13 protein-coding genes are annotated in these 13,737 nt (G+C 64.3%); 7 read left to right on the forward strand and 6 right to left on the reverse strand.

From position 1 onward, the window contains the following. Positions 1 to 91: 91 nt before the first annotated feature. From ACZIYR_RS09830 to ACZIYR_RS09845, 4 genes are all read right to left on the reverse strand, one after another. Positions 92 to 553 carry a tellurite resistance TerB family protein gene (locus ACZIYR_RS09830; protein WP_473033583.1) on the reverse strand — a complete coding sequence of 154 codons (462 nt, stop codon included), beginning with the start codon at positions 551 to 553 and terminating at the stop codon, positions 92 to 94. Between the two features lie 75 nt (positions 554 to 628). Further along, on the reverse strand, positions 629 to 1,924 hold the full coding sequence (locus ACZIYR_RS09835) for a TRAP transporter large permease (protein ID WP_483526561.1): 1,296 nt from the start codon (positions 1,922 to 1,924) through the stop codon (positions 629 to 631). Continuing rightward, positions 1,924 to 2,466: a TRAP transporter small permease gene (locus tag ACZIYR_RS09840; protein ID WP_483526562.1), complete on the reverse strand. Its 543-nt coding sequence runs from the start codon at positions 2,464 to 2,466 to the stop codon at positions 1,924 to 1,926. The genes ACZIYR_RS09835 and ACZIYR_RS09840 overlap by 1 nt, the downstream gene beginning before the upstream one ends. A gap of 82 nt (positions 2,467 to 2,548) precedes the next feature. Continuing rightward, positions 2,549 to 3,529, reverse strand: a complete 981-nt coding sequence (locus ACZIYR_RS09845; protein WP_473033586.1) for a TRAP transporter substrate-binding protein — start codon at positions 3,527 to 3,529, stop codon at positions 2,549 to 2,551. Positions 3,530 to 3,771: 242 nt separating this feature from the next. On the opposite strand from ACZIYR_RS09845, the gene ACZIYR_RS09850 reads away from it, so the two are divergent. Beyond that, on the forward strand, positions 3,772 to 4,542 hold the full coding sequence (locus tag ACZIYR_RS09850) for an SDR family NAD(P)-dependent oxidoreductase (RefSeq protein WP_483526563.1): 771 nt from the start codon (positions 3,772 to 3,774) through the stop codon (positions 4,540 to 4,542). Here the strand turns inward: ACZIYR_RS09850 and ACZIYR_RS09855 are convergent. After that, on the reverse strand, positions 4,513 to 5,433 hold the full coding sequence (locus tag ACZIYR_RS09855; protein WP_483526564.1) for a LysR substrate-binding domain-containing protein: 921 nt from the start codon (positions 5,431 to 5,433) through the stop codon (positions 4,513 to 4,515). The two genes, ACZIYR_RS09850 and ACZIYR_RS09855, sit on opposite strands and share 30 nt — an antisense overlap. Before the next feature lie 142 nt (positions 5,434 to 5,575). On the opposite strand from ACZIYR_RS09855, the gene ACZIYR_RS09860 reads away from it, so the two are divergent. Next, positions 5,576 to 6,781, forward strand: a complete 1,206-nt coding sequence (locus ACZIYR_RS09860) for a CaiB/BaiF CoA transferase family protein (protein ID WP_483526565.1) — start codon at positions 5,576 to 5,578, stop codon at positions 6,779 to 6,781. 36 nt (positions 6,782 to 6,817) lie between these two features. Then, entirely contained in the window at positions 6,818 to 7,732 is a 915-nt protein-coding gene (locus tag ACZIYR_RS09865) for a hydroxymethylglutaryl-CoA lyase (protein ID WP_473033588.1), read from the forward strand. A gap of 17 nt (positions 7,733 to 7,749) precedes the next feature. On the opposite strand, the gene ACZIYR_RS09870 is transcribed toward ACZIYR_RS09865, so the two are convergent. After that, positions 7,750 to 8,433: a GntR family transcriptional regulator gene (locus ACZIYR_RS09870; protein ID WP_473033589.1), complete on the reverse strand. Its 684-nt coding sequence runs from the start codon at positions 8,431 to 8,433 to the stop codon at positions 7,750 to 7,752. 211 nt (positions 8,434 to 8,644) lie between these two features. Here ACZIYR_RS09870 and ACZIYR_RS09875 point away from each other — a divergent pair, with 211 nt between their 5' ends. The 4 genes from ACZIYR_RS09875 to ACZIYR_RS09890 all read left to right on the forward strand — a co-directional run bounded on the left by ACZIYR_RS09875 (position 8,645) and on the right by ACZIYR_RS09890 (position 13,733). Further along, positions 8,645 to 10,204, forward strand: coding sequence for an ABC transporter substrate-binding protein (locus ACZIYR_RS09875; protein ID WP_473035030.1), 1,560 nt, complete (start codon positions 8,645 to 8,647; stop codon positions 10,202 to 10,204). 88 nt (positions 10,205 to 10,292) lie between these two features. After that, positions 10,293 to 11,270 (forward strand): ABC transporter permease, encoded by a 978-nt coding sequence (locus tag ACZIYR_RS09880; RefSeq protein ID WP_473033590.1) that lies wholly within the window; start codon positions 10,293 to 10,295, stop codon positions 11,268 to 11,270. Continuing rightward, entirely contained in the window at positions 11,267 to 12,103 is an 837-nt protein-coding gene (locus tag ACZIYR_RS09885) for an ABC transporter permease (protein ID WP_483526566.1), read from the forward strand. Before ACZIYR_RS09880 ends, ACZIYR_RS09885 begins: the two co-directional genes overlap by 4 nt. 13 nt (positions 12,104 to 12,116) lie before the next feature. Next, the gene (locus ACZIYR_RS09890; protein ID WP_483526567.1) at positions 12,117 to 13,733 is read left to right on the forward strand and encodes an ABC transporter ATP-binding protein; all 1,617 of its coding nucleotides are present in this window, start codon (positions 12,117 to 12,119) and stop codon (positions 13,731 to 13,733) included. The last annotated feature ends 4 nt before the right edge of the window (positions 13,734 to 13,737 follow it).

The raw sequence follows: 13,737 nt of genomic DNA on the forward strand, positions 1-13,737 counted from the left end.
GACGAAAAGCCCCGGCAATGCTACCGGAGCGAAGCGTCCATTCTAGCAGCCTGGAACAGGCGGCGCTGCGGCGCCCCAGGGCCCGTAACGGTCACGTCTCGCTGCCACCTCCCTGAACCTGCAGCTTGGTACGGATAAAGTCGGAGTGGCTGACATGCAGCAGCTCGGCCAGGCGCCGAATGCGATGCTCCTCCAGCGCATTGTGGCCGCCGTCGGCATTGGCCAGCAGCCACATCATGCGCACCAGCTCACAGCGCTGGTCATAGGCGTAGTGCTGCTTGATCAGGCTGACGAACTGGTAATGATCCACGGCGGCCTCCACCTCCTCACGCGCCATCTCCATCAGCTCCTCCACCGCCGACGCGGATAGCGTGAAATGGGTCATGAGCAGCTCGCGAAGGGCCCCGAGCTGGGTCTGGTCGGTGTGGTAGTCGGCGCGCATCACCTCGCAGAGCAGCGCCGCTGCGGCCAGCTCCAGGGTCGGGGCGGGATCGGTGGCGGTCTCGGGCTCCGCCAGGGCCTGCTGGAAGAAACGCTGAATACTTGCGAGCATACGAATTCCCTTGCGCGTTTCTCGTCTGAGACCCAGGGCGGAGACGAGCGTTCCCTCCGCGGTCACTTGTGCCAATCAATACCCCAGCGTTCGGGGCAGCCAGGTCGTCAAAGGCGGCGCTGCGATCAGAATCAGAATCGTTAGCAAAATAGGGATAAGAAACGGCAGGATCGAGATCACGATCTGTGCGTAGCGCAGCCGGGTAATGCCCACCATCAGAAACAGCACCGTGCCGAAGGGTGGCGTAATGACGCCTACCGACAGAGCGAGCACCATGACGATTCCGAAGTGGATCGGATCTAGCCCGGCCGCCAGGGCGGCGGGCACCACGATCGGCGTAAAGATGAGAATACTCTCGATCACCGACATGAAACAGCCGATCAGCAAGAAGAACAGGGCAAACGCCAGCAGCAGCAGGACAGTGGGCATGTCGATGCCGGCGACCTGGCCAGCCAGCGCCTGAGGTATCCCGATACGGACCAGAATCCAACCATAGAAGCTGGAGACGGCGATGATCAGCAGAATCGCCGCGCTGAACATCAGGGTGCGCCGAAATGCCTTGAACAGGTCGAGCAGGGAGAGATCGCGATAGATCAAGCCGCCAAGAATGACGGCGTAGAGCGAGGCAATCGCACCGGCCTCGGTGGGCGTGAAGAGACCGCCCCAGATTCCCCCGACGATGATCGCGGGCATCAGCAGTGGCAGGATGGCCCGCTTGCCGGTACGCCATACTTCCTTGCCGTCGAACGGCGCGGGGGGCGGCATCGCCACGCGCTTGCCGGCACCGAGCGCCACCGTCATCCCCATGAACAGGACCGCCATGAGGATACCCGGCACCAGCCCCGCCATGAACAGAGCGCCAATGCTGACGTTGGCCAGCCAACCATAGACGACCAGCGCAATGCTAGGCGGGAGAATCGGCCCGATGACGCTCGAGGCAGCGGTGATTCCCGCCGAGTACCCCAGGTCATAGCCCCGCTCCTTCATGGCCTTGATTTCGATGCTGCCAAGACCCGCGGCATCGGCCACGGCAGTACCCGACATCGTGGCGAAGATCGAACTGGCAACGACGTTGGCATGCCCCAGCCCACCCTTGGTGAAGCCCACCAGAGCGGTAGCGAAATCGAATATCCTCGTGGTCGTCGAGCCGGTGTTCATGACGTTGGCCGCGAGGATGAAAAGCGGGATGGCCAGCAGCGTAAAGTTGTTGAGCGTCTGCACCATTCGCAGCGACATCAGCTCCACCGGCAGGCCGCCGGCGCCGGTCACCGCCAGGGCGATGAAGGAGGTAATGCCGATGGCCACCACCACCGGCAGCCCGATCGCCATCAATAGCAGCAGGCCGCCGACGAACACCATGAGTTCCTGCATCAGCTGGGCTCCTGCTCGGCGCGAAGGGAATCCTGCCACGGTACCGGACCGCGCAATGTCTGCCACAGCGCCAGCACCGCCATGCCGGCAAAAGCGATGAAGATGCCGTAATAGAGGTAGCTGAAGCTGATACCCAGCGACACCGTGCGGTTGTGGGCACTGGCAACGGACATGGTCAAGGCGCCATAGGCGGCCAAGGAGAAGAATCCACAGGAGAGCAGCGCCACCAGACGGTACTGGAGGCCGCGAGCAAGCCACCCCAAGCGATGGCTGAACAGATCCACGACCAGATGTTCGATCCGCACCCAGGCCGATAGCGAACCGAAGGCAACGGCGTAGATCGCCAGCATGGACGCCACCTCCTCGGTCCAGGGCATCCCCAGGCCGAGGAGATCACGCGCAATCACGGCGGCGACAATCAACCCCAAAATCCCGGCAAGCAGCAGCACACCGACGGCATCACACACCAGGGTGATGCCGCGGAGCAGGTAAAAGGTCGCCCTGTCCAGACCTCTCGGAGGCGGCATAACAGAAGATGTCAAGATGGCACTCCTTTAGGCAGAAAATCAGCGGCGTCCCGGAGGGCGCCGCTGACGAATCGTATCGATATCGGGGCGATGGCGTTCAGTCGGCGGCGCTCTCCCCCATGGCATCGGCCATTACGCCATCGGCCATGTCGGCCATGACGCGCTCGATCGCCGGCAAGGCCGCCTCACGGAAGCTGTCGATGTCAGGCTCGATAACCGTCATGCCCGCCTGCTGAAGCTCCTCGAGGTAGTATTCGTCCAGTTCGCGCTCCACCTCGGTGCCGTGCTGGCGCGCCACGTGGATCGCTTCGGTGATCAAGGCCTGGTCATCTTCCTCGAGCCCATCCCACCAGCGCGAGCTGGCCACCCAGTTCCAGGGGAACATGACATGGCTGGTGAGGATGATGTGATCCTGCACCTCCCACAGCCGACGGGTGTAGGGAGAAGAGAGCGAGTTCTCGTGCCCGTCGACCTGCCGTGTCTGCATGGCCAGATAGATTTCCGGTGCCGGAACGTTGACCACCTGGGCACCGATCTCCTCCCAGACCTCCAGCCACACCGGCAGAGACGGCAGCCGTAGACGGAAGCCCTGCAGGTCATCGGGCGTATGAATCGCCTTGTTGGCGGTCATATGGCGTGGCCCGCGATGCTGTGTACCAAAATACTTGAGACCGCCTTTCTCCTCGGCGATTTCCACCAACCGCTGGCCGGAAGGACTCTCCATGTAGGCGTCCACCTCGTCCCAGGTCGAGAAGAGGAATGGCACGGTGATGGCGTCGTACTCCGGGGCGTACTGCTGTCGCCAGTTGCCTCCGGTGATGGAGATCTGCGTCTGGCCGAGGTTGAGCAGCTCGAGCACCCCATCCTCACTGCCCAGCGAGCCGGCGAGGAAGGGCCGGACGTTGAACCGCCCCGGGGCCTGCTCTTCGAGATAGTCGGCAAAGCGCTCGACGGCAGCGCTTTCCGAGCCGCCCTCGCTCATGGTGTTATTGACCTGAATTTCGATGGAATCGGCCAGCGCGAACGGGGCGCTCAGCATGCCGAAGGTGGCCAGCGTGGCAAGCATGGACTTGCGCATGATGCTCTCCTGATCGTTATGGTTATGAGGGGCTTCGTTGTGCTGTGTCCTGATCTTGAAACAAGCCCCCGCCGCGCTCAAATCGGTTTTGATGAAGGGAGCCTTCGCATTTCACGATGGCTCTGCAGCCCACTAGCCTGGGCGCTTTTCGCCGCTCCCCCCTGAAAAGTGCGACCAATGGCTAATATCAACCCGAACGCCGCCGGCACCTCAATAACGAGTCGCATAATGGAGCATTCATCATGCACGAAACCGCACCGATCGCATTCATCACCGGCGCCACCTCAGGCATCGGCCGGGCATGTGCCGAGGCCTTCGCCACCGCTGGCTGGGGCCTCGTCCTTACCGGTCGCCGACAGAGTCGACTCGACGCCCTGCGCCATGATCTCGGGGCTTCGGTGCCCATCCATAGCGCCGCTCTCGACGTGACCGACAGCAAGGCCGTCGAACAGCTCGTCGACTCGCTCCCCGCGTCTTTCCGGGACATCCAGGTATTGATCAACAATGCGGGTGTTGCCCTGGGTAAGGGACCCGCACAACACGCTGAGCTCGACGACTGGTATGCAATGATCGATACCAACATCAAGGGGCTGGTCACAGTGACACGCCTGCTGCTTCCGAATCTCATCGCCCATGGTCAGGGCGCCAGCATCATCAACATCGGCTCCATTGCCGGGCACACCCCCTACCCTGGGGGGCACGTCTATGGCGCCACCAAGGCATTCGTCGAACAGTTCAGCTACAACCTGCGCTGCGATGTCAGCGCCGCAGGCGTGCGTGTCACCGACCTGGCGCCGGGCATGACCGTGAGTGAATTCACCGAGGTACGCATGAAGGGCGACCGAGACTTCGCCGAACGCTACTACGCCGGCACTCGCTCCCTGCAGCCGGCCGATGTTGCGGCCCAGGCACTGCACATCGCTGAGCTGCCCCCTCATGTCAACATTACCCGGCTCGAGGTCGCACCGCTCTGCCAGCAATGGTCACCTTTCACCATCCTGCGCGACGAATGACCCGTCGCTGGCGCTTAGATGATCGACCAGGTGCCGCGCGATGACCGGTAGCCCTTCATACTGGCGAATGCCGATCACCAGTTCGCGACGTGCCCAGGGATCGCTCAGGGGGATGCTGTGCAGCTTGAGGTCGCGCAGGTCGCGATAGATGGTGCGCTCGGGCAGCACCCCTACCCCCATGCCGTGGTGGATCATGCGGCAGATGGCATCGAAGCTGCGCACCTGGATGCGCATCCGCAGCGTCTTGCCCGCCTGATTCGCCTGCTCGTGCAACAGAGCCTGCAGCGACGTGTCCTGCTGCAGTCCGACGAAATCGTACGGGGTCGCCTCGTGCAGCTGCAGCGTCTCACGCTGTGCCAGAGGATGGTCGCTGGGCGTCATCAGCACTAGCCGGTCGCTACGGTAGGGAAGGATCTGCAGGCCATCGCAGGGCACATGGCCAGCAAAGACGCCGACGTCGGTCAGGCCATCGCGTACCGCGGAGATCACCTCGGAGCTGACCCGCTCCTGCAGATCGATCTTGATCTGTGGAAACTGCCGAGAAAAGGTACTCAGATCCTGGGGCAAGAAGGCGATGATGGCCGACGTATTGGAATGGATCCGCACATGGCCCCTGATCCCCTCCCCGTATTCGCTCAGCTCTGCCGAGAGGCGCTCGAGATTTTCCAGAATACGCCGCGCATGGTGGAGAAAGGCGTGTCCGGCCGGCGTCAATTCGACCCCTCGCGGCCTGCGATACAGCAGCGACGTACCCACCAGCGACTCCAGATCGCTGATCCGCTTGCTGACTGCGGCCAGCGCCATATGCTCGCGCTCCGCGGCAGCGGTTAGCCGCCCTTCGTCGGCAATCGACACGAACAGCTTCAGGGTGACAAAGTCGAATCGGCGCACGTCGCATCCTCGTCGGCAGAGCAGGAAGGACCATGCTACGACAAGACTTCGTTAAAAACGAAACCACACTTCCTCTATCCTGAATTGTTGCGCCGCTCGGTCTCGCCCATGCTGATCCCATCTCGCCCAAGGAGTGCCAACCATGACGCGATCGGATGTCCGGCGCCTGCCGCTGGATGACCTCAAGGTGCTGGAGCTGGGCCAGCTGATTGCCGGGCCTTTCGCCACCAAGCTGCTCGGTGAATTTGGTGCCGACGTCATCAAGATCGAACCGCCGGGCACCGGAGATCCACTTCGCAGTTGGCGAATGATCGAGGACGGCACCTCGCTCTGGTGGCACGTGCAGACCCGTAACAAGCGCTCGGTATCGCTGGACCTGCGCAGCCAGGAGGGCCAGGACCTGGTGCGCCGCCTGGTCGCCGAGGCCGATGTGCTGGTGGAAAATTTTCGCCCTGGCACCCTCGAATCCTGGGGCCTCGGCTGGGAAGCGCTTTCGGCCATCAACCCCGGACTGATCATGGTGCGCGTCTCGGGCTACGGTCAGACCGGCCCCTATCGCGACAAGCCCGGCTTCGGGGTCATCGGCGAAGCCATGGGCGGCTTGCGCTACCTGACCGGCCATCCCGACCAGCCCTCGGTGCGAGTCGGCGTCAGTATCGGCGACTCGCTATCGGCCCTGTATGCCGTCATCGGCACCCTGCTAGCCCTCCAGGAGCGGGCCCGCAGCGGCCAGGGGCAGGAAGTCGACATCGCCCTCTACGAGTCGGTCTTCGCCATGATGGAAAGCCTGCTGCCGGAGTACGACGCCAGCGGCGATATCCGCCAGCCCAGCGGCAGTGCGCTGCCGGGAATCACGCCCTCGAATGCCTACCGGACCCGCAACGGCGACTACGTGCTGATCGCCGGCAACGGCGACAGCATCTTCAAGCGCCTGATGCAGGTGATCGAACGTCCCGATCTCGCCGACGACCCGGCGCTGGCCCATAACGATGGGCGCTCTCGCCAAGCCGAGCGTATCGATGGCGCCATCCAGGCCTGGACCCTAACGCGAGAGCGTGACGACATCCTCACCCAGTTGGATGCAGCCCGGGTGCCGGCCGGCTACCCCTATACCGCGGCCGACATCGCCAGCGACCCCCACTACCTCGCCCGCGAGATGATCCAAAGCATCACCCGGCCCAACGGCAAGCCGCTGAAGGTACCGGGGGTTCTGCCCAAGCTCAGCGCCACCCCGGGACGATTAGGCAACGGTGGGCCGGCGCTGGGACAGCACACCGACGAGGTACTCGACGAGTTGGGCATCGATACGGCGACCCGCGAGAAGCTGCGCCAGGCCGGCATTATCTGATTCGGCCGCCTCGATCGGCCACCCTCAGGAGAGCTTATGACACGCTTACAGATCAATGAGGTAGCGCCCCGAGACGGCCTGCAGATCGAAGCCGATTTCGTACCCACAGACGCCAAGATACGCCTGATCGATGCCCTATCGACCACCGGCCTGGCCCGTATCGAAGCGACCTCCTTTACCTCGCCGAAGGCGATTCCCAACCTGCGCGATGCCGAGGAAGTGATAAACGGTATTCAGCGCCGCGACGATGTCGGCATCACCGTGCTGGTGCCCAACCGGCGAGGTTGCGAAAGGGCGCTGGCCTGCGGGGTGGACGAAATCAATCTGGTCATGTCGGCGAGCGACTCCCATGGCCGCGCTAACCTGCGCATGACGCCGGAACAGTCGCTCGAGCGGTTTGCCGATATCGTGGCCACCTCGCGTGACAGCGGCGTCTTCCTCAACGCCTCGCTCTCCACCGCCTTTGGCTGTCCCTTCGAGGGCGAAGTCCCCGAGGCCCGGGTGATCGAACTGGTGGAGCGGCTGCTAGCGCTGGGTATCGATGGCGTTACCCTCTGCGACACCACCGGCATGGCCAACCCCGCCCAGGTCGGAAGGCTGTGCGAAGCGGTAGTGGCGCGCTGGCCCGACACGCCCTTCACCCTGCACTTCCACAATACCCGAGGCATGGGGCTGGCCAACGCACTAGCCGCCTGGCAGGCCGGGATCCAGCGCTTCGATGCCTCACTCGGCGGTCTCGGGGGCTGCCCGTTCGCCCCGGGCGCCACCGGCAACGTCTGCACCGAGGATCTGGTCCATATGTTCGAGCAGATGGGGGTCGACACCGGCGTCGACCTGGACGCCCTGCTGGCGGTGGCCGCGGGGCTGCCGGCGCTGGTGGGACACGATACCCCGGGGCAGGTGGTCAAGGCCGGCAAGGCAGACCGGCGCTATCCCATGCCCCGGGGGTGACCCGAACCCGGCGCCTCTCATGCCGAATCGCCGACTCCCCGCACCACGTAATCCCTTGCCACGCCGATATGGTAATCGATGGCCTCGCGACAGCGTGCCGGCGAGGCGCTGGCCAGCGCCTCGAGCAGCCAGCGGTGGCTGTCGGCGATGGTGTCGGGGCTCTCATGGGTCTTGGTGATCAGGGTGATGCACAAACGCAGCTCATGAGCCAGGTCATCGAAGGTCTTGAGCAGGCGGCGATTGCCCGCCGAGGCGATGAGCAGGCGGTGAAAATTCAGGTCCTCCTCGATGCGCCGACTCTCGTTGCCGCTGGCGGCCGCCTCGCAGAGGACGTCCACCTGGCGAGCCAGGGTGTCAAGGGTCTCGGATGCGGCATCCTGCGCGAGCCGCTCGATGGCGTGGCGCTCCAGGCAGAGCCGCAAATCGAAGATATCGTCCAGCTCACGGCCATCCAGGGCACGCACGAAGAAACCCCGGCGCGGCTGGCTGACCAGCAGCCCGCGACTTTCCAGCAGCCGGGCGGCTTCACGTACCGGGGCCCGGCTCACCCCAAGCTCTCGGGCCAGCTGCACCTCGGAGAGGCGCTCGCCGGGGGCAAAGCGCTGGACGATGATGGCCTGGGTGAGAAAGTCGGCGACCTGATCTACCAGGTTGCGCTGCTGAATGACCGTGAAATCTCCTAGGGCTCTGGATGAGGGCATTCTGGCTAGACTCTATGGCGTATCGCTGACGTCAGTATGACGCAATGGTACGGGCTGTCGACTGCCGATTGCCGACTGTCGACAGTTTTTCCAACCGCTGCTATGTTCAAGAAGGCTGCTACGTCTTCGGTCGCACCAGCGCGACGGCCCGCCGTGCATGGCAACGACCCTTCAACAAGGCAACGACACAACAACAAGGTACCGCATCATGATGAAGACTCCGTTGGCCACCGCCATCGCCGCCCTCGCCTTTACCACCGCCACCGCCATTGCCAACGCCGACGAGCCCAGAAGCGGCGGCACCATCAACACCATCATCCAGCCCGAACCGCCGGGCCTGGTACTGGGCATGATCCAGAATGCCCCGACGCGCACCGTGGCCGGTAACATCTACGAGGGGCTGCTTCGCTACTCCACCGACCTTGACCCGATGCCTCAGCTGGCTGAATCCTGGGAGGTCAGTGACGATGGTCTGACCTGGACCTTCCAGCTGCGTGACGACGTGCTGTGGCACGACGGCGAACCGTTCACCGCCGAGGACGTGGTCTTCTCCGCCGATGTGTTCCATCGAGAGCTCAACCCCAGCGCCCGAGCGGTGTTGCAGCACGTCGAGAGCATCGAGGCTACCGACGACCATACCGTGGTGTTCACCCTCGCCGAGCCCTTCGGTCCCTTCCTTCTCTCCTTCGAGGCGGGAACCTTCACCATGGTGCCCAAGCATCTCTACGAGGGCACCGACTTCCGCGACAATGAGCATAACAACCATCCCATCGGCACCGGTCCCTTCAAGTTCGAGAACTGGGACCGCGGGACCGTCATTCAGCTGGTTCGCAACGATGACTACTACGAGGAGGAGCTGCCCTACCTCGACGGCATCAACTGGCACATCATTCCCGACGGTGCCTCCCGCGCCGTGGCCTACGAGAACGGTACCGTCGACGTGCTCCCCAACGGGACCGTGGAGAACTTCGATATCCCGCGGCTCTCCGCCATGGACAACACCTGCATCACCGACAAAGGGCACGAGTACTTCAGCCCCTTCGCCATGCTGTGGATGAACAATCGCGAAGGCCCCACCGCCGACAAGCGCTTCCGCCAGGCGGTGATGTATGCCATGGACCGCGACTTCGCCCACAGCGTGCTGTGGAACGAGCTGGGCCAGGTACCCCTCTCGGCCTTCGGCTCCAACGCGCGGTTCCAGCACGACGGTCTCGAGCCCTACGACCACAACCCAGAACGCGCCCGAGAGCTGCTCGAGGAAATGGGCTATGACGGCGAGGAGGTCCGGCTGCTCCCGCTGCCCTACGGCGAGACCTGGACCCGCTGGGCCGAGGCGGTTCAGCAGAACCTGCGCGAGGTAGGCGTCAACGTGCGTACCCAGTCCACCGACGTGGGCGGCTGGAACCAGCGGCTCTCGGAGTGGGACTACGACATGGCCTTCACCTTCCTCTACCAGTACGGCGACCCGGCGCTGGGCATCACCCGCTCCTACCTGTCCGACAACATCGAGCGCGGCTCGCCCTGGAACAACGTCGGCGGCTACGAAAACGAACGGGTCGACGAGCTCTTCAACGCCGCCGCCACGGCCTTCCCCGACGAGGAGCGCGAGGCCCTGTATCGCGAGGCCCAGGAGATCCTCCACGAGGATGTCCCGGTGGGCTGGCTGATGGAGCTCGGTTTCCCGACCATCTATCGCTGTGATGTCAAAGACCTGATTACCTCAGGGGTGGGCGTCAACGATGGCTTCAAGGACGCCTGGCTCGATCGCTGACGCGTCGAGATTCGCAGCCTGAGGAGGGGCGGCCCCCACCGCCCCTCCCTGACACCCATCGCGTCTTGCTTGCCGCCGAGGCCATCGCATGCTCTACGTCCGACTGATCACGATGCGGCTGTTAAAAGCCGTCATCGTGCTGTTCATGATCATCATCTTCAACTTCGTGCTGATCCAGCTGGCACCCGGTGATCCCGCCGCCATTCTGGCCGGCGAGGCGGGCGCCACCGACGAGGAGTTCCTGCGCCAGCTGCGCGAGCGCTTCGGCCTCGACCAGCCTGTCTATGTGCAGCTATGGCGCTATGTCTCGGGCATTGCCATGCTCGACTTCGGCTTCTCCTATCGCCAGGGGGTGCCGGTGCTCGACCTGATCCTCGCCCGCCTGCCCGCGACTCTGCTGCTCACCGGCACGGCCTTCGTGCTCTCCCTGGCGCTGGGCATCGTCGCCGGCTCCCTGGCCGCCGCCCGCGCCAAGAAACCGTCTGGCTCGGTCATCATGGCCCTGGCACTACTCTTCTATGCCACCCCGCTGTTCTGGGTCGCGCTGATGTCGGTGGTACTCTTCTCCGTCTATCTGGACCTGCTCCCGGCCTACGGCATGTACACCGTGGGCGCCGGCCATACCGGGATGGCGCTGGTGCTGGACGTGGGCAAGCACCTGATCCTGCCGGCCACCACCCTGGCGCTGTTCTTCATGGCCATCTACACCCGGATGACCCGCGCCTCCATGCTGGAGGCCAGCCAGCAGGACTTCGTCAAGACCGCCCGCGCCAAGGGGCTCAAGAACAGCGTGATCCAGCGACGCCACATCCTGCGCAACGCCCTGCTGCCGATCATCACCCTGGCGGGCCTGCAGGCGGGTCAGATGGTGGGCGGCGCCATTCTCACCGAAACGGTATTCGCCTGGCCCGGGATCGGCCGCCTGATGTTCGAGGCGCTGCAGCAGCGCGACTATAACCTGCTGCTGGGCATCTTCTTCTTCTCCGCGGCCCTGGTCATCGTGTTCAACATCATCACGGATCTCGTCTACCGGCTGGCCGACCCGCGTATCAAGGAGGCGTCATGAGTTTCTTTGCCCGCTTCGCCCAGAACCGCGGCGCCCTGGTCGGACTGATCATCCTGATGGCGATCATCCTGATGGCGATCCTGGCGCCCTTCGTGTTCCCCGAGTCCCCCTGGCGCATGGTCCAGCGGCCCTTCCTGCCGCCCCTGGAGGTGGAGGGCTTCCCGCTGGGCACCGACACCATGGGACGCAACGTGGCCGCCGGCCTGATGCACGGCGCCTGGGTCTCGCTGCTGATCGGCCTGGTCTCGACCACCGTGGCACTGATGATCGGGGTGCCACTGGGGGCCATCGCCGGCTACTATGGCGGCCTGGTCGACGATGCGCTGATGCGCTTCACCGAGTTCTTCCAGACCATTCCCAACTTCGCCCTGGCCATCGTGCTAGTGGCGATCATGCAGCCCAGCATTACCTCTATCGTCTTGGCGATTGCCATCGTCAGCTGGCCGCCGGTGGCGCGTCTGGTCCGGGCCGAGTTCATGTCGCTACGCCACCGTGAATACGTCGAGGCGGCGCGCCTGGTGGGCCAGACCAACCGCACCATCATCCTGCGCCAAATCCTGCCCAACACCCTGTCACCGATCATCGTGCTGGCCTCGCTGATGGTGGCCACCGCTATCCTGCTGGAGTCCGCGCTCTCCTTCCTGGGGCTTGGCGATCCCAACGTCATGTCCTGGGGCTATATGATCGGCGCGGCGCGCACCGTGATCCGCCAGGCCTGGTGGCTGAGCTTCTTCCCCGGCGTGGCCATCCTGCTCACGGTGCTGGCGCTCAACCTGGTGGGCGAAGGGCTCGATGATGCGCTCAATCCCAAGCTCGCCCGCGAACGCTCCTGACGAGGAACCTCCCATGCCCGATACCCTGTTGAGCATTCGCGATCTCACCATTGCCCTGCCCAAGGGAGCCGATCGCCAGCATGCCGTGGAAGACGTCAGCTATGACGTGCAGCGCGGCGAGATCATGTGCGTGGTCGGGGAATCCGGCTCCGGCAAGTCGATGGCGGCCAACGCCCTCATGGGGCTGCTCCCCAAGGGCGTGCGAGCCACCGGCGGCGAGGTGATCTTCGACGGCCAGAATCTGCTCACGCTCACCGAAAAACAACACCGTCAGCTGCGCGGCCTGCGCATCGGCATGATCTTCCAGGAGCCGATGACGGCCTTGAACCCCTTGATGCGGGTCGGCGCCCAGATCGCCGAGGTGTTCGAGGCCCATGGTCGATACACCGCCAAGGAGCGCCAGGCCAGGGCCCTGGCGCTGCTGGAAGAGGTCGGCATACCGCAGCCGGACAAGGCGATTCGCGCCTACCCCTTCCAGCTCTCCGGGGGCCAGCGCCAGAGGGTGATGATCGCCATGGCACTGGCCCTGGAGCCGGAACTGCTGATCGCCGACGAGCCCACCACGGCGCTCGATGTCACCACCCAGGCACAGATCCTGGAATTGATTCGAGATCTGCAGCGCCGTCGCGGCATGGCGGTCATGTTCATCACCCACGACTTCGGCGTGGTGGCCGAGGTCGCCACCCGGGTCTGCGTGATGCGCGAAGGCAGAATCGTCGAGCTGGGCAGCGCCGACGAGGTCCTCAACCACCCTCAGCATGAGTATACCCGCGCGCTGATCGACGCCATCCCCAGCAACCTCATTCCCCAGGCGCACGGCCCAGAGCAACAGGCACCGCTTCTCGAGGTCAGGGGGCTCAATAAGGTGTTCCGCTCCCGAGGCGGGCTATTCAAGCCGGCCCGCGAGGTGGTGGCGCTGCGCGATGTCTCCTTCCAGCTGGCCCCCGGCGAGACGGTCGGGATCGTCGGCGAGTCGGGCTCGGGCAAGTCGACCCTCGGGCGCTGCGTGGTGCGTCTGGAACGCCCCGACAGCGGCACCTTGCTGCTCTCCGGCACCGACTTCTCGTCACTCCGAAAAGACGAGCTGCGCCGACAGCGCTGGCGGGTGCAGATGATTTTCCAGGACCCCTACGCGTCGCTCAATCCGCGCACCCGAGTCGGCTATGCCATCGCCCAAGGCCCCATGGCCAACGGCGTGTCGCGCCGGGACGCCATGAAGCAGGCCGGGGAGCTGCTCGATCTGGTAGGCCTGGGCGCCGTCGCCGTGGACCGCTACCCCCATGAGTTTTCCGGCGGGCAGCGCCAGCGTATCGGTATCGCCCGGGCCCTGGCGCTGAACCCCGAGCTGATCGTGGCGGACGAGGCCGTCTCGGCGCTGGATGTCTCCATCCAGGCCCAGATCCTCGAGCTGCTGGAGGATCTCAAGCAAAAGCTGTCGCTGTCGCTGCTGTTCATTACCCACGACCTGCGGGTGGCTGCCCAGATTTGCGACCACATCATCGTCATGCAACACGGCCGCATCGTCGAGCAGGGTAGCGCCGAGGCGGTCTTTCTCTCTCCCCAGGAGGCCTACACCCGGCAGCTGCTGGAGGCCATTCCCGGTAGGGAAGCGGAGCTGGCCAGCGCATGATGCA

The organism is Billgrantia sp. NRB1 (assembly GCF_056921725.1).

Excerpts from the sequence above, each read along its gene's own strand:
- ACZIYR_RS09830 (WP_473033583.1), bottom strand. The coding sequence starts at position 553 with ATGCTCGCAAGTATTCAGCGTTTCTTCCAGCAGGCCCTGGCGGAGCCC.
- ACZIYR_RS09835 (WP_483526561.1), bottom strand. The coding sequence starts at position 1,924 with ATGCAGGAACTCATGGTGTTCGTCGGCGGCCTGCTGCTATTGATGGCG.
- ACZIYR_RS09845 (WP_473033586.1), bottom strand. The coding sequence starts at position 3,529 with ATGCGCAAGTCCATGCTTGCCACGCTGGCCACCTTCGGCATGCTGAGC.
- ACZIYR_RS09850 (WP_483526563.1), top strand. The coding sequence starts at position 3,772 with ATGCACGAAACCGCACCGATCGCATTCATCACCGGCGCCACCTCAGGC.
- ACZIYR_RS09860 (WP_483526565.1), top strand. The coding sequence starts at position 5,576 with ATGACGCGATCGGATGTCCGGCGCCTGCCGCTGGATGACCTCAAGGTG.
- ACZIYR_RS09865 (WP_473033588.1), top strand. The coding sequence starts at position 6,818 with ATGACACGCTTACAGATCAATGAGGTAGCGCCCCGAGACGGCCTGCAG.
- ACZIYR_RS09870 (WP_473033589.1), bottom strand. The coding sequence starts at position 8,433 with ATGCCCTCATCCAGAGCCCTAGGAGATTTCACGGTCATTCAGCAGCGC.
- ACZIYR_RS09875 (WP_473035030.1), top strand. The coding sequence starts at position 8,645 with ATGAAGACTCCGTTGGCCACCGCCATCGCCGCCCTCGCCTTTACCACC.
- ACZIYR_RS09880 (WP_473033590.1), top strand. The coding sequence starts at position 10,293 with ATGCTCTACGTCCGACTGATCACGATGCGGCTGTTAAAAGCCGTCATC.
- ACZIYR_RS09885 (WP_483526566.1), top strand. The coding sequence starts at position 11,267 with ATGAGTTTCTTTGCCCGCTTCGCCCAGAACCGCGGCGCCCTGGTCGGA.
- ACZIYR_RS09890 (WP_483526567.1), top strand. The coding sequence starts at position 12,117 with ATGCCCGATACCCTGTTGAGCATTCGCGATCTCACCATTGCCCTGCCC.